This window comes from Pseudomonas sp. NPDC087817 (genome assembly GCF_044742875.1).
GTDB lineage: Bacteria > Pseudomonadota > Gammaproteobacteria > Pseudomonadales > Pseudomonadaceae > Aquipseudomonas.
Genome location: NZ_JBIUVJ010000021.1, coordinates 1 through 24,335 on the forward strand (window position 1 = coordinate 1; position 24,335 = coordinate 24,335).

Sequence of the window (24,335 nt, forward strand, 5' to 3'; positions counted from 1 at the left end):
TGATGGGCGTGGCGGATGCGGTACATGATCGGGTCGCGCAGGTTCATGTTCGGCGAGGCCATGTCGATCTTCGCGCGCAGCACGCGGGCGCCGTCCGGGAACTCGCCGGCACGCATGCGGGCGAACCAGTCGAGGTTCTCTTCCACCGAACGGTCGCGGAACGGGCTGTTCTTGCCCGGCTCGGTCAGGCTGCCACGGTATTCCTTGGCCTGCTCCGGAGTCAGGTCGTCGACGTAGGCCTTGCCAGCCTTGATCAACTCCACCGCCCAGTCGTGCAACTGGTCGAAATACTGCGAGGCGTAGCGCACTTCGCCGGACCATTCGAAGCCCAGCCATTTGACGTCGCTTTCGATCGCGTCGATGTATTCCTGGTCTTCCTTGGCCGGGTTGGTGTCGTCGAAACGCAGGTGCGTGACGCCGCCGAACTCCTGGGCCAGGCCGAAGTTCACGCAGATCGACTTGGCGTGGCCGATGTGCAGATAGCCGTTGGGCTCAGGCGGGAAACGGGTGACGATCTGGGTGTGCTTGCCCGAGTCCAGGTCTGCCTGGATGATCGGCCGCAGGAAATTGACCGGCACGGCAGGGCCGGACTTGGCATTCGAGGTAGGGTCGACAGTGGGCTTGCTCATAGGATCCTTGACTTACATGTGCGCGGCCGCAAAGGGGGGCCAGACAAAACAAAGCCGCTATCATAGCCGATGCTGTCAAGGGGCTGACAGAGCACGGCCTATAAAGGAGCGCATTTAATCGCCGGGATTTGAAAAACAGCCTCGAAATTCGCGCCTGTCACGCTAAACTGCGCACCTTGGCCGATGCAGGCTGAACCGGTTGCGGGGCCTGGCGCTCCAAAACCACGAATTCCTTATAAAGAGTAATGACCATGACTCAAGTCAAACTGACCACCAACTTCGGTGACATCGTCATCGAACTGAACGCCGAGAAAGCCCCGATCACCGTGGCCAACTTCATCGAGTACGTCAAAAAGGGTCACTACGAGAACGTTGTGTTCCACCGTGTGATCAAGGGTTTCATGATCCAGGGCGGCGGTTTCGAGCCTGGCATGAAGGAAAAGAAAGACAAGAGCCCAAGCATTCAGAACGAAGCTGACAACGGTCTGAAGAACGAGAAGTACACCCTGGCCATGGCTCGCACCATGGAGCCGCATTCGGCATCGGCGCAGTTCTTCATCAACGCCACCGACAACAGCTTCCTCAACCACACCGCCAAAACCGCTCAGGGTTGGGGTTATGCCGTATTCGGCAAAGTGGTTGCAGGCACTGACGTTGTCGACAAGATCGAAGGCGTTTCCACCACGTCCAAAGCAGGCCACCAGGACGTACCAGCAGACGACGTGATCATCGAGAAAGCCGAGATCATCGAAGCGTGATACTGCTGATTTCAGACTTGCATCTGGAAGAGGAGCGCCCGGACATTACCCGGGCGTTTCTGGATTTGCTCGCCGGACGCGCCCGCTCGGCGAGTGCGTTGTACATTCTGGGCGACTTTTTCGAGGCGTGGATTGGCGACGATGCCATGACGCCCTTTCAGCGTTCCATCTGCCAGGCCCTGCGCCAATTGAGCGACAGCGGCACGGCGATCTTTCTGATGCACGGCAATCGCGACTTCATGCTCGGCAAGGCCTTTTGTAAACAGGCCGGCTGCACACTGTTGAAGGACCCGAGTGTCGTGCAGTTTTACGGCGAGCCGGTGCTGTTGATGCACGGCGACAGCCTGTGCACTCGCGACGTTGGCTATATGAAGCTGCGGCGCTATCTGCGCAACCCGATCACCCTGTTTATCCTGCGCCACCTGCCGCTGAGCACCCGGCACAAACTGGCGCGCAAACTGCGTAGCGAAAGCCGGGCGCAGACGCGGATGAAGGCCAATGACATTGTTGATGTCACGCCTGAGGAAATCCCGCGGATCATGCAGGCATTTGGTGTGAAAACCTTGATCCACGGGCACACCCATCGTCCGGCGATCCATAAGCTGCAGCTCGGTGAGCAGGCGGCGAAACGGATTGTGCTGGGGGATTGGGATCGTCAGGGTTGGGCGTTGCAGGTCGATGAGAGCGGGTATGCCTTGGCGCCGTTCGACTTCGCCCCGCCGCCAGCCCTGCCTGCCCCCGCCCTCTAAAGATCACTACTATCCCTGTGGGAGCGGGCTTGCCCGCGATGAGGCCATCACATTCAACACCTCTGTTGACTGGAAATCCGCCATCGCGGGCAAGCCCGCTCCCACAGGTTATGTATTGCCTTAATGTCCAGAAGCGGCCGGACCGGCCTTCGCGGCAAACGGCGGTTTCGCCAGCCACACAATCAGAATCAACCCCATAAAGCCCCAGCCCAGCAACGTGAAGTAATCCACGGTGGAGAGCATGTACGCCTGGCTGGTCAAAATCTGATCCATCTGCGCGTAAGCCGATTGGCTCGCGCCGCCTAAATGGTTCAAGGTCTCGCGGGTCGCCGGCTCATAGGTGCTGATGCTTTCACTCATGTACGCATGATGCTGATCAGCCCGACGAATCCAGATCCACGTGGTCAGCGATGCCGCAAAGCTACCGCCCAGCGTTCGCAGAAAAGTCGCAAGCCCGGCACCGTCAGCGATCTGGCTTGGCGGCAAGTCCGACATCAGGATGCTCAGGGTCGGCATGAAGAACAGCGCCACGCCAATGCCCATGAACAGCTGCACCAAAGCGATGTGCTGGAAGTCCACTTCATTAGTGAACCCGGCGCGCATGAAGCAGCTCAAGCCAATCGCCAGAAACGCCAGACCGGCCAGCAAGCGCAGGTCGAACTTGTTCGCGTACTTGCCGACAAACGGCGACAGCAGCACCGGCAGGATACCGATTGGCGCCACCGCCAGCCCCGCCCAGGTCGCGGTGTAGCCCATCTGGGTCTGCAACCACTGCGGCAGGATCAGGTTGATGCCGAAGAACCCGGCGTAACCCAACACCAACACCAGCGTGCCGATGCGGAAGTTGCGATGGGCGAACAGGCGCAGATTCACCACCGGGTGCTGATCGGTCATTTCCCAGATGATGAACACCGCCAGCGCGATCACCGAAATCGCCGCGCCGATGATGATGAAGTTCGACTCGAACCAGTCCAGGTCATTGCCCTTGTCGAGGATCACCTGCAAAGCGCCGACGCCGATGATCAGGGAGATCAGGCCAACGTAATCCATCGGCTGACGGCTGGTTTCCACCGGCCGTTTGGCCAGTTGCGAACGCACCACCATCACCGCGAAGATGCCGATCGGCACGTTGATGAAGAAGATCCACGGCCAGCTGTAGCTGTCGGTAATCCAGCCACCGAGAATCGGCCCGGCAATCGGCGCGACCACCGTGACCATCGCCAGTAACGCCAGAGCCATGCCGCGCCTCGCGGGAGGATACACGGCGATCAACAGGGTTTGCGTCATCGGGTACAGCGGCCCGGCCACCAGACCTTGCAGGACACGGAAGCCGATCAGCTCCGGCATCGAAGTGGAAATACCACAGAGGAACGAGGCCAGTACGAACAGCATGGTCGCCCAGAGAAACAGCTTCACCTCACCGAAACGGCGGCTGAGCCAACCGGTCAACGGCAGCGCAATCGCGTTGCTCACGGCAAATGACGTAATGACCCAGGTGCCCTGCTCCGAACTCACCCCAAGGTTGCCGGATATCGTCGGCAGCGCCACGTTGGCGATGGTGGTGTCGAGCACCTGCATGAAGGTCGCCAGCGACAGGCCGATGGTGCTGAGCAACAGGCTGGGCGGCGTGAAAGAGGCGTTATTGCTCATTGTGAATCCTATGAAGCAGGGTTGGCGCCGCGTCTGTTAAAGACACAGCAGCACTTGTAGGAGTGAATCCTGTGGTGAGGGGATTTATCCCCGATGGGTCGCGAAGCGGCCCCTCTTTTGATGGAAAAAGCCGGGCCTGCTGCGCAGTCCATCGGGGATAAATCCCCTCACCACAAGGCTCACTCCTACAAGGTCAGTGCAGATCAGCGTTGCGCGGTTTTGCTGACCGCAGCGCTGTTGTCGTGGATCAGTTGGGCAATCATCGCGTCGGCTTCGGCCAACTGCCGGTCGTAGACGTTGGTGCTGAACGAAGCTTTTTGCGGTGGCTGCTGAGCCAATACCGGGCCGCTCTGGTCATGCAGGTTCACTTCAACGTTGGTCGACAGGCCGACGCGCAGCGGATGCTTGGCCAACTCTTCGGCGTTGATGTGAATGCGCACTGGCACACGCTGAACAATCTTGATCCAGTTACCGGTGGCGTTCTGCGCAGGCAACAAGGCAAACGCGCTACCGGTACCGGCGCCGAGGCTGTCGACGGTGCCGCTGTATTTCACGTCGCTGCCATAGATGTCGGACTCGATGTCGACCGGCTGACCGATGCGCATGTCACGCAGTTGGGTTTCCTTGAAGTTGGCGTCGATCCACAACTGATCCAGCGGAATCACCGCCATCAACGCGGTGCCCGGCTGTACGCGCTGACCGAGCTGCACGGTGCGTTTGGCCACGTAACCGGTGACCGGCGCGATCAAGGTGCTGCGCGCGTTGGTCAGGTAAGCCTGACGCAAATCGGCGGCGGCCGACATCACGTCCGGGTGCGACGACACCACGGTGTCATCAACCAATGCGCTGGTGGTTTTCAGTTGCTGCTTGGCGTTGGCCAGGGCGTTTTGCGCCGAGGTCAGGTCGTCGCGGGCGTGGGACAGTTCTTCCTGGGAAATCGCCCCGCCCTGCGCCAGGTTTTTCCGGCGGTTGTAGTTGTCCTGGGCTTTCTGCACTTCGGCCTGTTGCGCGTTGACCTGGGCTTTCATGCCGTCGACGTTGCTATACAGACCGCGCACCTGACGCACGGTGCGCGCCAGTTTCGCCTGCGCGCTTTGCAGGCCGACTTCGGCGTCATTCGGGTCGAAGTTGATCAGCACCTGACCTTCGTGAACCAGATCACCATCGTCAGCACCAATGCTGACCACGGTGCCGGTCACCAACGGAGTGATTTCCACGACGTTGCCGTTGACGTAGGCGTCGTCGGTGCTTTCGTTAAAGCGCCCGATGAACTCGTGATAGGCCCAGACGCCAGCGCAGGAGAGAAGGACGACAACGGCCAGCACCACCAGCATGACTTTGCGTTTGCGCGGATTGCCGGTGTCGGGGGTGTTGTCTTGAGCTTGAGTGTTTTCGGCAGTGGCCATGACAAATACCTTGAATTAGTTGTGCGGCGTGGCTGGGCTGGCGTTGGCTGCGGTCAGGGTTTCACCCTGGAAGCCGCCGCCCAGCGCTTGCATCAGTTGAATCGACAGGTCGATCTGCTCGGCATTGAGGTTGGCCAATTGACGCTGGGCCTGCAGCAATTGCTGCTCGATGCTGAGCACGTCCAGGTAGTTGCCGATGCCGGAACCGTAACGCTGGACGACGGTGTTGTAAGAGTCCTGAGCAATCTCGGTGGCGTGCTGCTGCGCGCCGATCTGCCGGCCGATGTCACGCAACTGATTGATCGTGTCGCTGACATCGCCCAGTGCTTTCACCAGACTTTTGTTGTACTGCGCCACCGCCAGATCGTAATCGGCGTCGCGCGCATCGAGGTTGGCACGCAGGCGCCCGCCGTCGAAGATCGGCACCGAAATGGTCGGGGCAATGTTGAAGAAGCGACTGGCCGAACCGAACATCGCGTCACCCAACAAAGATTCGGCACCGGCCGAGGCCGTGAGGTTCAAGTTGGGATAGAACTGAGTCTTGGCCGAATCGATGTCTTTGCTCGCCGCTTCGACGCGCCAGCGGGCAGCAACCAGATCCGGGCGACGACCGAGCAGTTCTGCCGGCAAGACCGACGGCACCGCGACAGCGCTGGCTTGCAGGACTTTCGGCCGGGCAATTTCATTGCCGCGATCCGGGCCTTTGCCGAGCAACACGGCCAAGGCGATCTTCGCGCTGTTCAGGCGCTTTTCCGCATCGATCAGGCTGGCTTCGGAGCTGGCCTCCAGACTTTGGGTTTGCTGGAACTGGTACTGACTGTCGATCCCCGAACTCAGGCGACGCTGGCTCAGGTCGAGCATTTGTCTGGTGCGCTTGAGGTCGTCGTTGGCCAGGTCATAAACGATGTGCGCCTGACCGAGATCGCTGTAGGCACGGGCGACGTCGGCAGCCAGCGTCAACTGCGCGGCCTGACGGTCGACTTCAGCGGCGCGGGCCTGACCGAGTGCAGCTTCCCACGCATCGCGCTGGCCGCCCCACAGGTCGAAGTTGTAATTGAATCCGGCGCTGACGTTACGCACGGTGGCGTAGGCATCGCCCTGCCCGCGCGGATCCTGATCCTTGGCCAGACGCGAACGGCTGATGCCGGCGCTGGCGTCGAGGGTCGGATAGCGTGCGGCGTCGGCGGCATACGCGGCGGCGCTGGCCTGATGGGCGCGGGCTTCGGCGATCTGCATGTCCGGGCTGTCGTGCAGGGCTTCGCGGATCAAACCGTCGAGTTGCGGATCGCCGAGGCTGGTCCACCAGTCGCTTTTTGGCCAGGCGGCCGGCGACAGGGTCACGCCGTTCAGGGACTGGCCGACTTTCAGGCTTTTCGCATCAAGGTTCTGGCCGTGGGTATCGAGGCCGCTGTAGTTGGCGCAACCGGCGAGGATCATCGCCGACAGCACCAGCGTCAGGCTGCTGCGCAAGGTTTTACCGCTCATTGTGTTCACCTAACCGCTGGATAGTGATCGGGTCACCGGCTGCCAGCAGGATTTTCTTGAGAATGTATTCCAGGGTTTTCAACTCGTCCGGGGTCACGGCGCCGGCCAGTTCATTCATGGCGTCGGCACCAATGTGCGGCAGGCGATCGGCCAATTGCTGGCCCTGTTCGGTGAGCTTGAGCTGCACCTGACGGCGATCGCCTTCGCTGCGTTGGCGAGCCAGAAAGCCTTTCTGCTCCAGACGATCGAGCATGCGCGTCATCGAACCGCTGTCCAGCGAAAGGTGCCGGCACAGCTCGGCCGGGGTATCGACGCCGAATTGGGCCATGATGATCAACACCTTGAACTGCGCGGCGGTGATGCCGTGGGGTTCCATGTGAGTGTCGATGATCTTGTCTTTGAGCAGCGCAGCACGGCCAAGCAACAGGCCGAGGTGGCAGTGTTTGAATTCGTCCGGGGTGAAATGCTTCATTTGCTCACCTAATAACTGCCTAGGCAGTGAATGTATGTCGAGATGTTACTGCCTAGGCAGCGAATGTCAATGGAATAGTTAGGAGGCTTGGTAATTAGTTGACCAGTGGACTGGGGTTTTCTTTTGCACAGGCGGACGCCATCGCTGGCAAGCCAGCTCCCACAGGGATCTGCGGTGAACACAAACTCGGTGAACACCAGAGAAACCTGTGGGAGCTGGCTTGCCAGCGATTGGGGCGACTCGGTGGAATACCGGTCAGGACTTATCGAAAGGGTTCGCAGGCGGCTGCACCGGATGCACCTCACGCCCACGCAGGGCCGTGGCGACATACCCGCAGGCACGTTTGGCGCCCGCGTACAGGCCATGCCAGCCCGGTGGCGCCGGCTCGATGGCCGCATGCAATGCCCGCGCATAATCGAGCACCAGCCCCGGCGTCCAGGCCATCGCCTCGGCGCGTTTGCGCACTTGCGCCGCCACCCAGAACTCGGGGCTGGTAATGATCCGGGCGAAATCAAGCATGCTCGACTGGCCCCGATTCATCGCCCCCTCAAGGGCCGCTTCGAGGCTATGGGCGACGGCACTGGAACAATTGCGGCTGGTGAGGTTGTACGTGGTGTTCTGCCGATAATCCGCCCAGAACGCCGCCAGCCGCCGGGCATCGTAATGGGCAAAACTGACCTGCACCGAAGACGGACACCAGTCCGCCACCTCGCCCGCATAGTCGGGCAAAAACCTGCCGGCGACATCGTTGTTCGGCGTCGCCCGCAACAACCGGACGAAATCCCCCGCCGATCGATCAATGTCGTCCAGCGGGTAATGGCTGATGTAGATGTCCGGGCCACATGCCAGTGCCGCGTGGCCGGCAGAGATCACGCCGTTGATGTCGACCGCCGCGATATAGCGGTTGAGCAGGCGGTTGCGTACCAAGGTGTCGTCAACTGTGCCACTCGGTGTCCAGACGTGGATCACCAGCGCGGTGCTGGGTGCCGGCGCGCTGACCGAGAAAGGGCTTAACGGCGACTGCCAGTTTTTGAAGCGCAAAGACTGCCGCAGCAAGGCGCCGCCCGAGAGAAAGAGGCTCATGCCAATGCAGAACGGCACAGTGCCCTTATAAAGCGTCGGGTACGGTTCGAGGATGAACAGGCCAAAGCCGATTTCGAACAACCCCGTGAGTAATGACACTTGCCAACCGACAAAGCGCACCACTACCGCCGCCGCCAGCCGAAAGCCGCCATCAAGCAGAAACGCCACACCACACAGCACTGCCAGAATCAGGCTGGCAGCATGTTGCCTGTCGACGATCAGCAGTCCAAGTATCAGGAAAGCCAGACCTCGCACTTTGCGCAGAGCAGTAGCAGTGGCGGTGCCGGTTTGCGGTGCCGGCACCAGCAGAATGATCAGAGCTTCGAGCAACAACAGATAGCCGAACACATGCAGCGGAAAATACAGCACGCCGTCCAGCGCATCGATGAAGATGGCCACGCCGGCCGCCCCCCAGACGATGCCCGTCAGCGCCAGCGCCGACCAACGCTTGCGGACAAAATCGTTACCGAGCAAAACCATACTCAAGCGAACCATAGGCTTCCCTGTTGTCTTCGGGCAGCCGCAAACCGCGCAGCTTTCGAGCTGCGCTGAGTCTAATACATTCGGGCAATGCCGGATCGCTGCGGTGCGATCCGGCGATGGGGAGCGCGACCTAGAAATCGCGCTTGTAGAAGATATCCAGCGAGCTGGCGACGCCACTGGCCGCCTCGACATAAACCTTCTTGCTCAGTTTGTAACGCAGCGCGATGGTGTTGGCCGGCTCAAACACGCCGACGCCATAACGCAAACTGAGTTTTTCGGAGATGTTGCCGCTGGCGACCACGCTGGTGGTGTTGCCGCTGCCCTGGGTGTCGAGCTGGAAGTCCTGAATCCCTAGATCCTTGGCCAGGCTGCTGGTCACCCCGGAACTGCCCATCAAACCCAGACCCAACGCCGCTTGCGCGAGCATGTTGTTGTCTTCGCCGTTGGTGCTCAGAGGGCGGCCCAAGACCAGATAGGACAACGCCTGCTCCTGACTCATGGCCGGCTCGGAGAAGATCTGCGTGGTCGGTTGCTCGGCGCTGCCGCTCAGGCGAATACCGGCGATGACGTCGTCGGTCTGGCGAATCGCTTCGATGTCCAGATACGGCTGGTCGATGGGCCCGGCAAACAGCAGGCGCGCGCGGCGCACCGTCAGGCGTTGGCCGTAGGCGCGGTATTTGCCGTCGTTGAGCCACAGCTCGCCACGGGTGTCCATGTTGTCGCCGATGTGCACATGCCCTTGCAGGTTGGCGGTCAGGCCGAACCCGGCGAAGCTGAGTCTGTCCTCGCCGACCACCACGTCGATGTCCATTTTCATGGCCATCGGCGGCTTGCCCTCTTCGGTCTGCGCACCGACGATGATCGTGTCGTCGGAGACTTTCACCGTGGATGGCGGCAATTCACGCACGGTGATTTCACCTTTGGGCACCAGCACTTTGCCGGCGATCTTCAGCTCGTCGCCGGCCATGGAGATTTTCAGATCCGGCGCCACTTCCAGCTTGGCGTACGGTTCGACGGTGACCGGCAGTTGCGTGCCTTTGAGCGCAAGATCGACCATCAGCGCCTGGCCCCAGGCGACGTTACCGTTGAGGCTGCCCTGCCCGGTCTTGCCGCTTTTCCAGCCGCCGTCCAGACGCAACGACTCACCGGCAATCACCGCTTTGAGTTGCAGGTCCTGCAGCTCCGTCGGCAATTCGGCGCCCGATACCTCGCCATCGCTGAGTTGCACGGTGCCGTTGACCAACGGCGCCAGCAGGCCACCGGAAATCGTGCCGCTACCGTTCAGGCGTCCGGTGAGCTTTTCGACCATCGGCACAAACGGCCGCGCCACCGACAGGTCGAGCCCGGTGAGACGGAACGAGCCGCTTAGCGGTTTGTTTTTCGGCAGCGGATTGAGCTGCGCCTGCACCATCAGTTCACCGAGTTTGCCGCCGACGAAATTCAGTTCGGTATCGACACGCTTGGGCGTCAGTTTGCTGGTGAGTTTCAGGGTCTGGTAAGGGAAATCCAGCCACTGATCCTTTTCCTTCATGCGCAAGGTGCCGCCGCTGGCGTCGATGCTGATCACACCGTTCGGGCCGCTGGCCGGCAGATCCAGTTGCAGGTCGGCGTTAAGCTTGCCCTGCCAGGCGAAATCCTTGGGCAGCCATTGCGCCAGGCTTTCGATCGGGAATTGCTTGAGGTGGTAACGCAGTTTCGGATCGGGCATCAGCCGTTGATCCTCACCACACAGGCTGGCGCTGCCGGACATCCAGCAATGGGCGCCGAAGTTGATTTTGCCGTCAGCCAGACGTTCGAGTTTCGCCGGGTTTTGCAGCTTCCAGTCCTGACCGCCGGCCTGAATATCGCCGCTGGCCAAGCGCCCGCGCCAGTTGCCCTTGTCCAGATTGCCGTCCAGACCCAGAGCCAGTTTCAGCTTCGGCCCGAGCAGGTCGAGACTGAGTTTCTGGTTCTTGATGTCGCCCTGAGCGCTGGCGGTCAACACGCCCAGATTGGTATCGCCGGCCTGAATCCCGCTGCCCTTCAGATCGATCTTGGCTCGTTGCGCACTGTCGAGCGTGGCGTCGAGGTTGAGGCTTTGCAGGCGATTGTCCTGAAACGCCAGTTGCGAACCTTGCAGACCGAGTTTGCCTTGCGGCGCCTTCAGCGTACCGGCGACGTTGACCTGACCGTTGATCTGCCCGCGCAGTTCTGGCCACAGCTGGGCCAGCCGCGACAGCTTGATGTCGATCTGCCCGGTGAGTTTCTGTTGCAAGCTGCCTTTGCCATTGATGCTGTTGTCGCCGAGGCGGATTTGCAGAGCATTGAGGTTCCACTGTTCGCCAGCACCATCAGCCTTGGCTTGCAGAATCGCCGGTTGGCCGCGCAGTTTGCCCTTCAGGTCGAGATCGGCGGTCAGGCTCAGGCGTTCGTTTTTCATTTCGCCCTGGCTTTTCAGCGGGCCGGCTAAAGTGCCCGGCAGCTCGGCGACCCAGTACGCCGGGTTGAGCGCCGACAAGTCCAACGCGGTGTCCCAGGCGATACCGTCAGCGAACTGCACGTTGACGTGACCTTCAGCCTTGCCCTGCCCGGCTTGCATTTGCAGTTGCGGCAAAGCGATCTGTTTGAGGTTGCCACTGAACGGACTGCTCAGACTGAATGCCCCCGCCGGGCCGTCGAGGGCGGCGGCGAAGTTACCGATGTATTGACCGTCGGTGTAGGAGACTTCGCCAGTGAAGGTACGCAAGGCGACTTGCGGCTCGTCGATTTCGTTATAGAGCCGATGCCACGGGAAGTCCTGCCAATTGACGTTGGCTTGCGCCGTGAGGCCTTTGCTCCAGTCGACGCTGCCGGTGAGTTTGAGGCTTTGCTTGTCGTTGGCCGTCAGATCGAGGCCGGCGATCTGCGCGCCGCTGGCGTCGACTTTGCCGGTGAGCAGCAGCGCCACCGGGCCTTTATCCGCCGGCAGCGTGGCGGTGCCGTTGAGCTGGTAACCGTTGTTCAGATCGCCTTCGCCGGTCAGCACCAATTGATTGAGTTGCAGGGTGTCGGGAAGATCGACGCTCGGTTTGAAGGCCTCGCTGGTGATGCGCACCTTGGCCGGGAGGTTTTCCGCCAGCGGTTGCAGCTCGCCAGTCAGTTGACCGTCGAGGTAGCCATGGCTGTCGGCGTGCAAGTTGAGGGTTTTCAATAGATCGCCGTCGATTTTCAACGCCAGCGTCCAGGGACCGGTGCCGGGAGACGGCAGGGTCAGATCCCCGGCGATGTTCAGCGTCCAGTTACCGGTCGGCGTGAGTGTTCCGGACAGGTTCAGGCTGAGCTCGTCGCGCTGCAATTTCACGCTGTCGATCTGCATGCCCTGGGCCGTCCAGTGCGCCGCCAGTTGCAGGCCCTTGAGCTGCTCGCTGCCGTTGAACAGCAAGCTGCCGACCTGCACGTCGCCGAGTTCGATCGCTACGGGCAGTTGCAGATCCGGCAGTTTGATCGGACCGCTTTCAGTGCTTTCTTCACTCGGCGGGAATTGCAGGATGACCTGATCAGCCTTGAGCTGTTCGATGCACAGTGTCATGCGGGTCAGGCACAGCGGTGACCAGGCGAAAATCGCCTTGTTCAACTCGACACGACTGCTGTCCTGCTGCCACAACAGATGATCGGCGCTCCACTGCCCAGCGAGCCGGCCCTGGAAATTCTCCACGCTCAAGCCCGGCACCAGACCCAGCACCCAGCGGCTGCCCGCCTGGGTGCCGAGCACGGTGGCGATGCTCAAGACAACAAAAAGCACCAGCGCCAACAGCGCCAGCGCCGCAATTTTCAAACCACGCTTCACAGCTCAGGCCCCATGGAAAAGTGCAGCCGGATGCCGCCATCGTCGTCCAGCGCATGGGCCAGGTCGAGGCGGATCGGCCCCACCGGCGAGACCCAGCGCACACCAATACCGACCCCGGTCTTGAGGTTCGGCAGTTCGAGTTTGTTGAAAGAGTTGCCCTGGTCGACAAAGGTCGCGACCCGCCATTTCTCGGCAACCGAGTATTGATACTCGACGCTGCCGGCGACCATGTAGCGGCCACCGATGCGGTCGCCGTCGGAGTTTTTCGGCGACAGGCTCTGGTAGTCGTAACCGCGCACGCTCTGATCGCCACCGGCGAAGAAGCGCAGCGACGGCGGCACCGAGTTGTAACCGTTGGTGGCGCTGCCGCCGACCTGCACACGGCCGAGGAAACGGTGTTTGTCGAACACCGTGGTCAGGCCTTTGACCAGCGCGGTGCCATACAGCAGGTTGTTGTCGGAACCGACGCCCTCCTTCGCCACTTTGCTTTCAAAAGTCAGGCGATAGCCGTTGTGCGGGTCGATGCGGTTGTCGCTTTTCAGGTAGGAATAGCTGATGCCGGGCATCAGCAAAGTACTCAGGCCGGAGTCGTCGCCGAGTTCATATTCTTCGCGCTGCCATTTCAGCGAGATCACGCGCTGCCAGCCGCTGGGCAACTTGCTGTGCCATTCCGGGCCGAAGGTCAGCAGTTTGCTCAACGTGTCGGAGCCGTCGATATCTTCAAATTGATAGCCGCCGGCCCAACGCAATTTGTCAGTCAGTGGCGGGTCGAGCGGAATGTCATAGAACAGCCCGACGTTTTGCCGTGGCGCAGAGATTTCCGCTTCCCAGCCATAACTGTCGCCTTGCGGGTTGACCCAGTGGCGTGTCCAGTTGGCTTTGACCCGCGGCCCGACGTCGGTGGAATACCCGAGGCCCAGGCCCATGGTGCGCGGCTTGCGCGTGTCGAGTTTGACGTCCACCGGGATCACGTCGTTTTTCGCCGCGGTCGGTGCGGCATCGACGCGTATGCCTTCAAAATAGCCGCTCGATTGCAGGTCGCGATTGAGTTCGGCGATCAGCTCGGAGTCGTAGGGCTCGCCTTCCTTGAACGGCACCATGCGTTGCAGCAGGTCTTCGTCGAACGGCGTGTCACCCTCGAATTTGACTTTACCCAGCGCATAGCGCGGGCCGCTTTCGTAGATCAATTCGACATCGGCGACGCCAGCGCGTGGGTCGACCAAAAGTTTTTGACTGGTGAAGTGGCCGCTGAAATAACCGAAGCGCGAAGCCTGATTCTGGATCAGGCGCTTGGCGTCCTCGTAGCGACCATGGTTGAGCACCGCGCCGGATTTGAGCACGTCGCTGTTCGGCACACGAAAGGATTTGAGGGAGGCAGCCGGGCCGTCGACGCGAATGGTGACGTTGCGCAGGCGAATCGGTTCGCCGGGATCGATTTTCAGGACAAGACGCGGTTTGTCCCCGCCCTTGACGTCGCTTTCGATCTGCGGCTGATAGTAGCCCAACGCCTGAGCCGCCTTGCGCGCCTGCTCTTCGGCGCCGCGACTGAAGCGCAGCAAGGCTTCTTCGTCGCGATCGCCGAGGCTGCCGATATAGCCTTCTATATTGGCCTTGAGTTCATCGTTGGACGGTTTGATCCGCACATCCAATTCACTTTGCGCCAGTGCCGCACAGCTGGTTAACAGCATGAGCACGCCACTGGTAAATCTTCCTGGAAACTTCATAGGCGCGGATGCTATCACGAGCTTGGGAGCGTGATAGAGCCTGGGGTGCCGGTAAAGTTCGACCTCTAAGCCGTTGCAGTTTGTAACACTTGTGGATTGGCGTGAAAAAATACGTGTTCTCGCACTGGGCCGACGGCAACTTCGCCAATCTCCTCGTAACCCTGACGTTTATAAAATTCCAGGTAACGCGGGTTACCGGTGTCGAGCACCACGCCTTGTGAGGTTTCATCGACTGCGCACCAGTTATGTACGGCGGTCAGCAGTTGTTCGCCGAAGTGTTTGCCCTGGAACTGCGGGTGTACACCAAGCAGCGGCAGCATGTGCACCGAATCGCTGGGCACACACGCGGCCACGGCATCGTGATATTCCAGATAGCGCCGGGTGCAGCGAAAACCGGTGCTGAGCACCATGCGCAAGCGCCACGCCCAACTTTCGGTGATGCCCAGCCGACGTTGCGGCGGTGCGATCAGGGCGATGCCGATCAAGCGGTCGTTGACCAGCAGGCCGATGGCCGGCAAATCCTGAAGGAAATGTTGTTTGACCAACTCGCGCACTGTCGCCCGCACACGCTGCTCATAGCCGGGACGCTCGGCTTCGAACAGGTAACCGAAAGTCGGCTCGTGGCGATAAGCCTGATACAGCAAGGATCGGGCTTCGCGGGAGTAGCCGCGATCAAGCATATGTATGTCGGCGATGGCGGTCTGGGTTTCAGGCATGACGATGATTCTCCCCGGGGCACGGCTCAATTGGCTGCGCTCTTGTTGGTACGAACCCTTTGGCGTTGGCACAGTTCCCCACAGGTATAGACCAACCATGGATCTTCATCGACTGGACTGGCCCTATCGCTGGCAAGCCAGCTCCCACATGGTCCGCGTCGTACACAACATTCCTGTACACCCGAGAAACTTGTGGGAGCTGGCTTGCCAGCGATGAGGCCAAAACAGGCACCGCCCATCCCACAGACCAAAATGATTTCTCCCACACTGGCCCCCATCCCCCATGTCAGCTAGCATCGCCCTTTTGCCAGGACTGCCGACCATGAAGATCGTTTCCTTCAACATCAACGGACTGCGCGCCCGTCCGCATCAGCTGGCAGCGCTGATCGAAAAACACCAGCCAGACGTGATCGGCCTGCAAGAAACCAAAGTCCACGACGATCAGTTCCCGCTGGAAGAAGTCCGCGCCCTCGGCTACCACGTGTATTTCCACGGTCAGAAAGGTCATTACGGCGTTGCCCTGCTCTCGCGCCAGGAACCGATCGCGATCCACAAAGGTTTCGCCACTGACGAAGAAGACGCCCAGCGCCGCTTCATCTGGGGCACTTTTGCCGACGCCAATGGTGTGCCGGTGACAATCATGAACGGCTATTTCCCACAGGGCGAAAGCCGCGACCACCCGACCAAATTCCCCGCCAAACAGCGCTTCTACAGCGACCTGCAAGCGCTGCTGGAAAGCCAGTTCCACAACGAACAGCCACTGGTGGTGATGGGCGATGTGAACATTTCTCCGGAAGACTGCGACATCGGCATCGGCCCGGACAACATGAAGCGCTGGCTGAAAACCGGCAAATGCAGCTTCCTGCCGGAAGAGCGCGAGTGGATGGCCCGCCTGAAAAATTGGGGCCTGACCGACAGCTATCGTCACCTGAACCCGGACGTGACTGACATGTTCAGTTGGTTCGACTACCGCAGCCGTGGCTTTGAAGATGAGCCCAAGCGTGGACTGCGCATTGATGTGATTCTGGCGTCGCACGGTTTGCTGCCACGGGTGAAAGCGGCGGGCGTGGACTATGAACTGCGCGGCATGGAAAAGCCTTCGGACCATGCGCCGATCTGGCTTGAACTGGCCTGACCTTGAAGCCACCACATAATCACATTTGACAATGAGGTTCTGTGGTCGGCTGACCTGTGGCGAGGGGATTTATCCCCGATGGGGTGCGAAGCGCCCCCAAAATTTTTCCTGTTAAACCGCATTCACGAGTTTTGGGTCGGCTTCGCCAACCATCGGGGATAAATCCCCTCGCCACAAAGGCTCCTCTACATTGAATGACTGTCACGTTTTGGTCATACGTCTGACTTAATCTCCCCGGCAATCCCCTTGGCTTGATTCGGTGCCGGCATGACCCTGCGTGTTCTGTGCGTTTTTCTATTCAGTGCATGGCTGTCGGTCTCTGCCGCGGCCCTGCCAATACCCGAAAACGGCCCGGCGCTGCGCATTCAGGGCTCCAACACGATTGGCGCGGAACTCGGCCCGGCGCTGGTCGAAGGCTTGCTGCAAGAGCAAGGCTTGCTGAAGGTCCATCGCGAAACCCCGGACACCGCCAACGAACTACGCGTCGTTGGGCAGACTGCCGACGGCAAACGCGTGGTCGTCGACGTCACCGCCCACGGTTCCAGCACCGGTTTCACCGCGTTGAAAAACGCCAGCGCCGATGTGGCCGCCTCTTCCCGCGAGATCAAAGACAGCGAGTTGCTCGGCCTGCAAGCGCTCGGCGATCTGAAAAGTCCCAGCGCCGAGCAAGTCATCGCCATCGATGGCCTGGCGATCATCCTTCACCCCGACAACCCATTGCAGCAATTGGATACCGAGCAACTGGCGCGGATCTTCGCCGGTGAAGTAAAAACCTGGGAAGACCTCGGTGCCCGTGGCGGGCCGATTCATTTATATGCCCGGGATGATCAGTCCGGCACGTACGACACGTTTAAGGAACTGGTCCTGAGTCGTCGTGGGAAAAGTCTGAGTACTTCAGCGAAAAGGTTCGAATCCAGTGAGCAATTGTCCGACGCCGTCAGCACTGATCCGCAAGGTATTGGCTTCATCGGTTTGCCCTACGTGCGTCAGGCTAAAGCGGTGGCGATTGCCGATGGCGCGTCGCAATCGATGCTGCCGCTCAACAGCCTGATCGCCACCGAAGACTATCCACTGTCGCGACGGCTGTTCTTCTATCTGCCACCGGACAGCAAGAACCCATGGGCCAAAGCGTTGGTGGCATTTGCGCAGAGCCCTCAGGGCCAGGCGATTGTCGCGGCCAACGGTTTTATCAGCCAGACCGTGCAGGCCATGACGGTCGCACCGAATGCGCTGATGCCAGAGGGTTATCAATCCCTCAGCCGGCATGCCCAGCGTCTGACAGTGAATTTCCGTTTTGAAGAAGGCAGCGCGACCCTGGATAACAAGGCGCATCAGGATCTGGCACGGGTACTCGACTATATAAAGCGCCATGACAAGACCGAACGCGCAGTGACATTGGTCGGATTTGGCGATGCCAAGGACGATCCGGCGCGGGCAGATTTGCTATCGAAGCTGCGGGCGATGGCGGTGCGGCGCGAGTTGGTGAAGAACGGGGTGGTTTTACGTGAGGTTCGCGGCTTTGGGGCGCTGATGCCGGTGGCGGCGAACAATGCGGATGAAGGGCGGATCAAGAATCGGCGGGTTGAGGTTTGGGTGTATTGACTTGCGCCTGATCGTTCCCACGCTCCGCGTGGTAACGCCGCCATGGACGCTCCGCGTCCGCTGTGACGCGGAGCGTCACGGGATGCATTCCCACGCAGAGCGTGGGAATGATCAGGGGTGAAGTTCTGGCTCAGCGCTCGCTACGCAACATTTCCTTCGGCACATACTTGCCGATCTCGAACTTGCCGATCGCCGCACGGTGCACTTCGTCCGGGCCATCAGCCAGGCGCAGGGTGCGTTGCATGGCGTACATGTAGGCCAGTGGGAAATCGTTGGAAACCCCTGCCCCGCCATGGATCTGGATCGCCCGATCGATCACGCGCAGCGCAACATTGGGCGCAACGACTTTGATCTGCGCAATCTCGCTCTTCGCCACCTTGTTACCCACGGTGTCCATCATGTATGCCGCTTTCAGCGTCAGCAGGCGCGCCATGTCGATTTCCATCCGCGAGTCGGCGATCTTGTCGACGTTACCGCCCAAACGCGCCAGCGGTTTGCCGAACGCGGTTCGGCTCACCGAGCGTTTGCACATCAGTTCCAGTGCACGCTCGGCCATGCCGATCGAACGCATGCAGTGGTGAATCCGTCCCGGGCCAAGGCGACCCTGAGCAATTTCGAAGCCGCGCCCTTCACCCAACAGGACGTTTTCGTACGGCACCCGCACATTGTCGAACAGCACTTCGGCGTGACCGTGCGGCGCGTCGTCGTAGCCGAACACCGGCAGCGGACGGACGATTTTCACCCCGGGGGTATCAACCGGCACGAGGATCATCGAGTGCTGGGCGTGACGGGGTGCATCAGGATTGCTCAGGCCCATGAAGATGAGGATTTTGCAGCGCGGGTCGCAGGCGCCGGAAGTCCACCACTTCTTGCCGTTGATCACCCACTCGTCACCATCGCGCACGGCACGGGCGGCCATGTTGGTGGCGTCGGAAGAAGCCACGTCCGGCTCGGTCATGGCGAAAGCCGAGCGGATCTCACCGCGCAACAACGGTTCGAGCCAGCGCTGTTTCTGTTCTTCATTAGCGTAGCGCACCAGCACCTCCATGTTGCCGGTGTCCGGTGCCGAGCAGTTGAACGGCTCAGGGCCGAGCAGCGAGCGGCCCATGATTTCCGCCAGTGGCGCGTATTCAAGGTTGCTCAGGCCGGCACCGAGTTCCGACTCTGGCAGAAACAAATTCCACAAGCCCTCGGCCTTGGCCTTGGCTTTGAGCTCTTCCATGATCGCTGTCGGCTGCCAGCGATCGCCTTCGGCAACCTGGCGTTCGAACACCGCTTCAGCCGGATAAACGTAAGTGTCCATGAACGCGGTTACGCGCTCACGCAGTTCTTGCACCTTGTGCGAATAAGCGAAATCCATGAGCAGCTCCCGATGGTTGGCAGTTCTTCAGCAGAGGTTGTTTAAGGCATGCAATCGATGCTAGAACAGCGCTGATAATTTACCTAGCCTATTCTCGGCGTGTATAAACATTCATCACCGATATATGATCCAGTGATCGTCAGCCCTTAAAACACCGCCCTGAATAACAAGAGAAGCCGCGTTATGAATCTGAGCAAGGTCGACCTCAACCTTTTCATCGTCTTTGACGCGATCTATACCGAAGCCAACCTGACCCGCGCCGGGCAGATCGTCGGGATCACTCAGCCAGCGGTGTCCAACGCACTGGCGCGACTGCGCGAGACCTTCAACGACCCGCTGTTCGTGCGCACCGCCCAAGGCATGGTGCCGACGCCGATGGCGCAGAACATCATCGGCCCGGTGCGTAACGCGCTGTCGCTGTTGCGCGTGTCGGTTCAGGAAAGCCGGATTTTCAACCCGGCACAAGCGGTCAAGACCTATCGCATCAGCATGACCGACCTCACCGAAGCGGTGATTTTGCCGCCGCTGTTCCAGCGTCTGCGCCGTCTGGCGCCGACGGTGATCATCGAAAGCTTTCTGTCGAAACGCCGCGAGACCACCAAGGAACTGGCGGCCGGACGCCTGGATTTTGCCGTGGATGCACCGCTCAACACTGACCCGCAGGTGCGTCACGTCAAGCTGATGGAAGACCGTTACGTCTGTGCGATGCGCAAGGGTCATCCGATGGCAGGCAAGGAAAAACTGTCTCTCGATGATTATCTGTCGCTGACCCATATCCACATTTCCAGCCGCCGCAGTGGTCTGGGTTATGTCGATCTGGCGCTGGGCAAAATGGGCATTCAGCGCAAGATCGCCCTGCGCTCGCAGCATTACCTGATGGCGTCGCAGGTGATGCAGCAAACCGATATGGTCATGACCGTGCCGGAGCGCTTTGCCCGCCGGCATGAACTGCATGCATTCAATCTGCCGGTCAACGATGTACCGCCGGTGGAGACGCATTTGTACTGGCATGAAAGCACCGACCAGGACCCGGCGAATCGCTGGATGCGCGAACAGATGATCGAGTTGTGCCAGCAGGTGACGGCGCATGAGAAGAAGCTGGATAAGGTGTAAGACTTTAAACCGAGGCGCGCCCATCGCGAGCAGGCTCACTCCTACAGTTGACCGTGTTTCATCTGAAGAAATGCAACCAATTGTAGGAGTGAGCCTGCTCGCGATGAGGCCAGCATGAACACCACAGATCATCCCGCTTGACGTAAACGTCAACCTGCCATTAGCTTAGCGCCAAGACCTTTTTTCGAGCGCTTTCATGAGCAGCCAGACTTACAGCATTTCCGACCTCGCCCGCGAGCTGGACATCACCACCCGGGCGATCCGTTTTTATGAAGAACAAGGCCTGCTCAGCCCCGAGCGTCGTGGCCAGGAACGCATCTATTCGCCACGCGACAAGGTCAGCCTGAAGCTGATCCTGCGCGGCAAGCGCATCGGTTTTTCACTGGCCGAATGCCGCGAACTGATCGAGCTCTACGACCCGTCGAGCGGTAACACCAAACAACTCAACAGCATGCTGGCGAAAATCAGCGAACGTCGGGAACAGCTGGAGCAGCAGTTGCTCGACATCGAGCAGATGAAACTGGAACTCGACACCGCCGAAGAGCGCTGTGTGCAGGCGCTGGAGCAGACGCTTAAAAGCCAGCAAGCGGCGCAGTAATCAAACCCCTGTGGGAGCGGGCTTGCCCGCGATGAGGCCGGCACCTCCAGCAAATATGCTGACTGACCCGACGCCATCGCGGGCAAGCCCGCTCCCACAGGGGACCTCATGTATTTCAGAAAATGAGCAGGTCAGCCTATGTCCCTCCCCTCCCAAGTACGCCTGATCGAAGTCGGCCCACGCGATGGCCTGCAGAACGAAGCCCAACCGATCAGCGTTGCCGACAAGGTGCAATTGGTCGACGCCTTGAGCGCCGCCGGTCTTGGCTATATAGAAGTCGGCAGTTTCGTTTCACCGAAGTGGGTGCCGCAAATGGCCGGTTCCGCCGAAGTGTTCGCGCAGATCCAGCGCAAACCCGGCGTCACCTACGGTGCACTGGCGCCGAACCTGCGTGGCTTTGAAGATGCGATTGCTGCCGGTGTGAAGGAAGTCGCGGTGTTCGCCGCCGCGTCCGAAGCCTTCTCGCAGCGCAACATCAACTGCTCGATCAGCGAAAGCCTTGCGCGCTTTGCGCCGATCATGGAAGCGGCGCAACAGCATGGCGTTACCGTGCGCGGTTACGTGTCTTGCGTGCTCGGCTGCCCGTATGAAGGCACGGTCGCGCCGGAGCAGGTGGCGATGGTCGCGCGCGAGTTGTACGCGATGGGCTGCTACGAGGTTTCGCTGGGCGACACCATCGGCACCGGCACCGCTGGCGCCACCCGCCGGCTGTTTGAAGTGGTGTCGGCGCAAGTTCCACGCGACAAGCTCGCCGGGCATTTCCACGACACCTATGGCCAGGCGATGGCCAATATCTACGCCAGCCTGCTCGAAGGCATTTCCGTGTTCGACAGCTCTATCGCGGGGCTTGGCGGCTGCCCGTACGCAAAAGGTGCGAGCGGTAACGTCGCCACCGAAGACGTTGTGTACCTGCTCAATGGCCTGGGGATCGACACCGGTATCGACCTGGACGCCTTGATTGCCGCGGGTCAGCAGATCAGCGCAGTGCTCGGTCGGCCGAGCGGTTCGCGCGTGGCCAAGGCTCGCAGCGCACAGTGAGGGACCACGGTGTTACCGCGGAGTCGAAAACGTGGGCATAAGCGAGTAACACGGAAACAAATTGTCTGGCTTTGCTGGAACGAAAAATCCCCGAAAATCATATATTGTTGATTTATAAGGGTTTTTAAAAGTTGGCACGCGTTCTGCTATCTCTATGGCATAACAAGAATAAAAAGCAGCAAACCACAATAAGAATAAGACGTACCGACTCTGACATAACAAAAACAACACGGCAGAGACGCAGCTAACAGATTTTTTTGGAGAAGGTGTGCTTTTCAGGGTGCTCTCAGGAGTGACCCGCAACCGGGCAGAGAACAATAAAACTACCTTCAGGTAGCTCCCGAATCGGTTGGATCGTTTAACGAGAAAGCAGATCAGCGCTCAAAAAAATACGTTTGCTCTTGACCCCGGATGGGGGTCGCCAAAAACAGCGGTAAAGGGCCACGGTTGCCAAAAACAACAACAGACCGACCCTCAATAATAAAAAAGAGCACGCGACGACAAAATTAAAGGGGAGCCTCGGCTCCCCTTTGTGCTTTCTGTGATTCCTGTTTTCACTGCGCATCCCTTGTGGGAGCGAGCCTGCTCGCGAAAGCGGTGTATCAGACACATCTGCGCTGAATGACACACTGCATTCGCGAGCAGGCTCGCTCCCACATTTGATCTTCGTCAGGCTTGCTTTTCGCGTAGCTCTTCAATGCTTATTTCCCGCATCCTGAACTTCTGAATCTTGCCCGTCACCGTCATCGGAAACTCTTCGACGAACTTGAAGTGCCGTGGCGTCTTGAAGTGCGCGATGCGCTCCTTGCACCAGGTTTGCAGCTCCAGCTCGGAAGCGTTGTGGCCGGGGTGAAACTTGATCCAGGCGACGATCTCTTCACCGTAACGCGAACACGGAATGCCGATCACCTGCACGTCCGCTACCGCCGGGTGAGTGAAGAAGAATTCTTCCAGCTCACGCGGATAAATGTTCTCGCCGCCACGGATGATCATGTCCTTGTTGCGCCCGGCGATGTTGACGTAACCCTCCTCATTCATGCTCGCCAGATCGCCGGTGTGCATCCAGCCCGCCTCATCGATAGCCTCTGCCGTGGCTTGCGGATTGCTCCAGTAACCGAGCATCACGCTGTAACCGCGGGTGCACAGCTCGCCGATGGTGCCGCGTGGTACCGGGTTGCCGGCTTCATCAATGATCTTGCTTTCCAGTTGCGGCTGAGTGCGGCCGACGGTGGTCACACGCAATTCAAGCTCGTCATTCGGGCCGGTTTGCAACGACACCGGGCTCGTTTCAGTCATGCCGTAAGCGATCTGCACTTCGTTCATGTGCATCTCGCTGATGACCCGGCGCATCACTTCGATCGGGCAGGTAGCGCCAGCCATGATCCCGGTGCGCAGGCTCGACAGATCGAATTCGGCGCGTTGCGGCTGATCGAGCATGGCAATGAACATGGTCGGCACGCCATACAGCCCGGTGGCCTTTTCCTCGGCGACGGTTTGCAGGGTCAGCAACGGATCGAAGGCATCGTTGGGGTAAACCATCGTGCTGCCGTGGGTAATGCAACCAAGGTTGCCCATGACCATGCCGAAGCAGTGATACAGCGGCACCGGGATCACCAGGCGATCAGTCGGGGTCAGACCAATGCTTTCGCCGACCATGTAACCGTTGTTGAGGATGTTGTAGTGACTGAGGGTCGCGCCCTTGGGGAAACCGGTTGTGCCGGAGGTGTACTGGATGTTCACGGGTTGATCAAAGTGCAGGCTGTTGCTGCGTTCACGTAATTGCTCTGGGGAGGCATTGATGGCCAGACCGGCCAATTGTGACCATGGCAGGAAACCTGACGGCGGCTGTTTGTCGAGACTGATCACTCCGCGCAAATCCGGCAGACGCTCGCTCCGCAACTGACCGATGGATTGCTCGGCCAGCTCCGGCACCAGGCCCTGCAACATGCCGTGATAGTCGGAAGACTTGAACGCCCCCGCACAGACCAGCCACTGACAGCCGGACTGCTTGAGCACGTATTCCAGTTCGGAGCTGCGGTAAGCCGGATTGATGTTGACCAGGATCACGCCGATTTTCGCCGTGGCGATTTGCGTGATGCACCACTGCGCGCAATTCGGTGCCCAGATGCCGAGCCGGTCGCCAGCCTGCAAACCCAATGCGAGCAAGGCTCTGGCATGCACATCCACGGCGTCGGCCAGTTGTCGCCATGAGTAGCGCAACTGCTGATGTCGCACCACCAGCGCCTCGCCGTCCGCGTACTGCGTGACGGTCTCGTCGAACTTCTGCCCGATGGTCATCGCCAGCAAGGCCTTGTCCTGAGAACCGCGGCTATAGCTGCGCTGCGGGTTTGCACTGGGTTGATCCATGACGACCCCTATTGTCTTTATTTATGGGTTGCCGACAGTCACTTGCAGGATTGAGCTTTGTGGCGAGAGGATTTATCCCCGATCGGCTGCGAAGCAGACGAGTACCCGGCGAATGCGTTTTCAACGCGATCACAGGTTTCAGGGCCGCTACGCGCCCCATCG

At 59.9% G+C, this 24,335-nt stretch carries 18 protein-coding genes; 7 read left to right on the forward strand and 11 right to left on the reverse strand.

Annotation, left to right across the window (positions count from 1 at the left end; genetic code table 11):
• The coding region (locus ACIONG_RS15695) for a glutamate--tRNA ligase family protein (protein ID WP_401300787.1) at positions 1-629 on the reverse strand (629 nt) is incomplete at its 3' end.
• 251 nt (positions 630-880) lie between these two features.
• Between ACIONG_RS15695 and ACIONG_RS15700 the strand changes: the two genes are divergently transcribed.
• The gene (locus ACIONG_RS15700; RefSeq protein WP_103305286.1) at positions 881-1,387 is read left to right on the forward strand and encodes a peptidylprolyl isomerase; all 507 of its coding nucleotides are present in this window, start codon (positions 881-883) and stop codon (positions 1,385-1,387) included.
• Positions 1,384-2,136 (forward strand): UDP-2,3-diacylglucosamine diphosphatase, encoded by a 753-nt coding sequence (gene lpxH, locus ACIONG_RS15705; RefSeq protein WP_401300790.1) that lies wholly within the window; start codon positions 1,384-1,386, stop codon positions 2,134-2,136. Before ACIONG_RS15700 ends, lpxH begins: the two co-directional genes overlap by 4 nt.
• Before the next feature lie 120 nt (positions 2,137-2,256).
• On the opposite strand, the gene ACIONG_RS15710 is transcribed toward lpxH, so the two are convergent.
• The 8 genes from ACIONG_RS15710 to ACIONG_RS15745 form a co-directional block, all read right to left on the reverse strand.
• A complete protein-coding gene (locus tag ACIONG_RS15710) occupies positions 2,257-3,786 on the reverse strand; it encodes a DHA2 family efflux MFS transporter permease subunit (protein ID WP_103305284.1) in 1,530 nt (509 codons plus the stop codon).
• Positions 3,787-3,989: 203 nt separating this feature from the next.
• Entirely contained in the window at positions 3,990-5,192 is a 1,203-nt protein-coding gene (locus ACIONG_RS15715; RefSeq protein WP_401300793.1) for an efflux RND transporter periplasmic adaptor subunit, read from the reverse strand.
• A 15-nt stretch (positions 5,193-5,207) separates the two neighbouring features.
• Positions 5,208-6,677: an efflux transporter outer membrane subunit gene (locus ACIONG_RS15720; RefSeq protein WP_212809506.1), complete on the reverse strand. Its 1,470-nt coding sequence runs from the start codon at positions 6,675-6,677 to the stop codon at positions 5,208-5,210.
• Positions 6,667-7,149 (reverse strand): MarR family winged helix-turn-helix transcriptional regulator, encoded by a 483-nt coding sequence (locus ACIONG_RS15725; RefSeq protein WP_103305281.1) that lies wholly within the window; start codon positions 7,147-7,149, stop codon positions 6,667-6,669. The genes ACIONG_RS15720 and ACIONG_RS15725 overlap by 11 nt, the downstream gene beginning before the upstream one ends.
• 255 nt (positions 7,150-7,404) lie before the next feature.
• Positions 7,405-8,727 carry an HdeD family acid-resistance protein gene (locus ACIONG_RS15730; RefSeq protein ID WP_401300797.1) on the reverse strand — a complete coding sequence of 441 codons (1,323 nt, stop codon included), beginning with the start codon at positions 8,725-8,727 and terminating at the stop codon, positions 7,405-7,407.
• A 118-nt stretch (positions 8,728-8,845) separates the two neighbouring features.
• Positions 8,846-12,520: a translocation/assembly module TamB domain-containing protein gene (locus tag ACIONG_RS15735; protein WP_401300800.1), complete on the reverse strand. Its 3,675-nt coding sequence runs from the start codon at positions 12,518-12,520 to the stop codon at positions 8,846-8,848.
• On the reverse strand, positions 12,517-14,244 hold the full coding sequence (locus ACIONG_RS15740) for an autotransporter assembly complex family protein (RefSeq protein ID WP_212809512.1): 1,728 nt from the start codon (positions 14,242-14,244) through the stop codon (positions 12,517-12,519). The genes ACIONG_RS15735 and ACIONG_RS15740 overlap by 4 nt, the downstream gene beginning before the upstream one ends.
• Before the next feature lie 65 nt (positions 14,245-14,309).
• The gene (locus ACIONG_RS15745) at positions 14,310-14,960 is read right to left on the reverse strand and encodes an N-acetyltransferase (RefSeq protein WP_103305277.1); all 651 of its coding nucleotides are present in this window, start codon (positions 14,958-14,960) and stop codon (positions 14,310-14,312) included.
• A gap of 322 nt (positions 14,961-15,282) precedes the next feature.
• Here ACIONG_RS15745 and xthA point away from each other — a divergent pair, with 322 nt between their 5' ends.
• Together xthA and ACIONG_RS15755 are read left to right on the forward strand one after the other, a co-directional pair.
• On the forward strand, positions 15,283-16,095 hold the full coding sequence (xthA, locus tag ACIONG_RS15750; protein WP_103305276.1) for an exodeoxyribonuclease III: 813 nt from the start codon (positions 15,283-15,285) through the stop codon (positions 16,093-16,095).
• Between the two features lie 267 nt (positions 16,096-16,362).
• Positions 16,363-17,697: a substrate-binding domain-containing protein gene (locus tag ACIONG_RS15755; RefSeq protein WP_401300805.1), complete on the forward strand. Its 1,335-nt coding sequence runs from the start codon at positions 16,363-16,365 to the stop codon at positions 17,695-17,697.
• A 130-nt stretch (positions 17,698-17,827) separates the two neighbouring features.
• Here the strand turns inward: ACIONG_RS15755 and ACIONG_RS15760 are convergent, their stop codons facing one another.
• Positions 17,828-19,057 carry an acyl-CoA dehydrogenase gene (locus ACIONG_RS15760; RefSeq protein ID WP_401300808.1) on the reverse strand — a complete coding sequence of 410 codons (1,230 nt, stop codon included), beginning with the start codon at positions 19,055-19,057 and terminating at the stop codon, positions 17,828-17,830.
• A gap of 183 nt (positions 19,058-19,240) precedes the next feature.
• Between ACIONG_RS15760 and ACIONG_RS15765 the strand changes: the two genes are divergently transcribed.
• The 3 genes from ACIONG_RS15765 (at position 19,241) to ACIONG_RS15775 (ending at position 21,806) form a co-directional block, all read left to right on the forward strand.
• The gene (locus ACIONG_RS15765; RefSeq protein WP_095189900.1) at positions 19,241-20,170 is read left to right on the forward strand and encodes a LysR family transcriptional regulator; all 930 of its coding nucleotides are present in this window, start codon (positions 19,241-19,243) and stop codon (positions 20,168-20,170) included.
• Positions 20,171-20,366: 196 nt separating this feature from the next.
• Positions 20,367-20,768, forward strand: coding sequence for a MerR family DNA-binding transcriptional regulator (locus ACIONG_RS15770; protein ID WP_212809518.1), 402 nt, complete (start codon positions 20,367-20,369; stop codon positions 20,766-20,768).
• A 138-nt stretch (positions 20,769-20,906) separates the two neighbouring features.
• Positions 20,907-21,806 carry a hydroxymethylglutaryl-CoA lyase gene (locus ACIONG_RS15775; RefSeq protein ID WP_103305273.1) on the forward strand — a complete coding sequence of 300 codons (900 nt, stop codon included), beginning with the start codon at positions 20,907-20,909 and terminating at the stop codon, positions 21,804-21,806.
• A gap of 669 nt (positions 21,807-22,475) precedes the next feature.
• On the opposite strand, the gene ACIONG_RS15780 is transcribed toward ACIONG_RS15775, so the two are convergent.
• The gene (locus ACIONG_RS15780; RefSeq protein ID WP_401300812.1) at positions 22,476-24,173 is read right to left on the reverse strand and encodes an AMP-binding protein; all 1,698 of its coding nucleotides are present in this window, start codon (positions 24,171-24,173) and stop codon (positions 22,476-22,478) included.
• Between the last annotated feature and the right edge of the window lie 162 nt (positions 24,174-24,335).

Coding starts and splice junctions, on each gene's coding strand:
- ACIONG_RS15745 (WP_103305277.1), bottom strand. CDS start 14,960: ATGCCTGAAACCCAGACCGCCATCGCCGACATACATATGCTTGATCGC.
- ACIONG_RS15755 (WP_401300805.1), top strand. CDS start 16,363: ATGACCCTGCGTGTTCTGTGCGTTTTTCTATTCAGTGCATGGCTGTCG.
- ACIONG_RS15725 (WP_103305281.1), bottom strand. CDS start 7,149: ATGAAGCATTTCACCCCGGACGAATTCAAACACTGCCACCTCGGCCTG.
- ACIONG_RS15710 (WP_103305284.1), bottom strand. CDS start 3,786: ATGAGCAATAACGCCTCTTTCACGCCGCCCAGCCTGTTGCTCAGCACC.
- ACIONG_RS15730 (WP_401300797.1), bottom strand. CDS start 8,727: ATGGTTCGCTTGAGTATGGTTTTGCTCGGTAACGATTTTGTCCGCAAG.
- ACIONG_RS15770 (WP_212809518.1), top strand. CDS start 20,367: ATGAGCAGCCAGACTTACAGCATTTCCGACCTCGCCCGCGAGCTGGAC.
- xthA (WP_103305276.1), top strand. CDS start 15,283: ATGAAGATCGTTTCCTTCAACATCAACGGACTGCGCGCCCGTCCGCAT.
- ACIONG_RS15720 (WP_212809506.1), bottom strand. CDS start 6,677: ATGAGCGGTAAAACCTTGCGCAGCAGCCTGACGCTGGTGCTGTCGGCG.
- ACIONG_RS15760 (WP_401300808.1), bottom strand. CDS start 19,057: ATGGATTTCGCTTATTCGCACAAGGTGCAAGAACTGCGTGAGCGCGTA.
- ACIONG_RS15700 (WP_103305286.1), top strand. CDS start 881: ATGACTCAAGTCAAACTGACCACCAACTTCGGTGACATCGTCATCGAA.
- ACIONG_RS15715 (WP_401300793.1), bottom strand. CDS start 5,192: ATGGCCACTGCCGAAAACACTCAAGCTCAAGACAACACCCCCGACACC.
- ACIONG_RS15775 (WP_103305273.1), top strand. CDS start 20,907: ATGTCCCTCCCCTCCCAAGTACGCCTGATCGAAGTCGGCCCACGCGAT.
- ACIONG_RS15740 (WP_212809512.1), bottom strand. CDS start 14,244: ATGAAGTTTCCAGGAAGATTTACCAGTGGCGTGCTCATGCTGTTAACC.
- ACIONG_RS15765 (WP_095189900.1), top strand. CDS start 19,241: ATGAATCTGAGCAAGGTCGACCTCAACCTTTTCATCGTCTTTGACGCG.
- ACIONG_RS15780 (WP_401300812.1), bottom strand. CDS start 24,173: ATGGATCAACCCAGTGCAAACCCGCAGCGCAGCTATAGCCGCGGTTCT.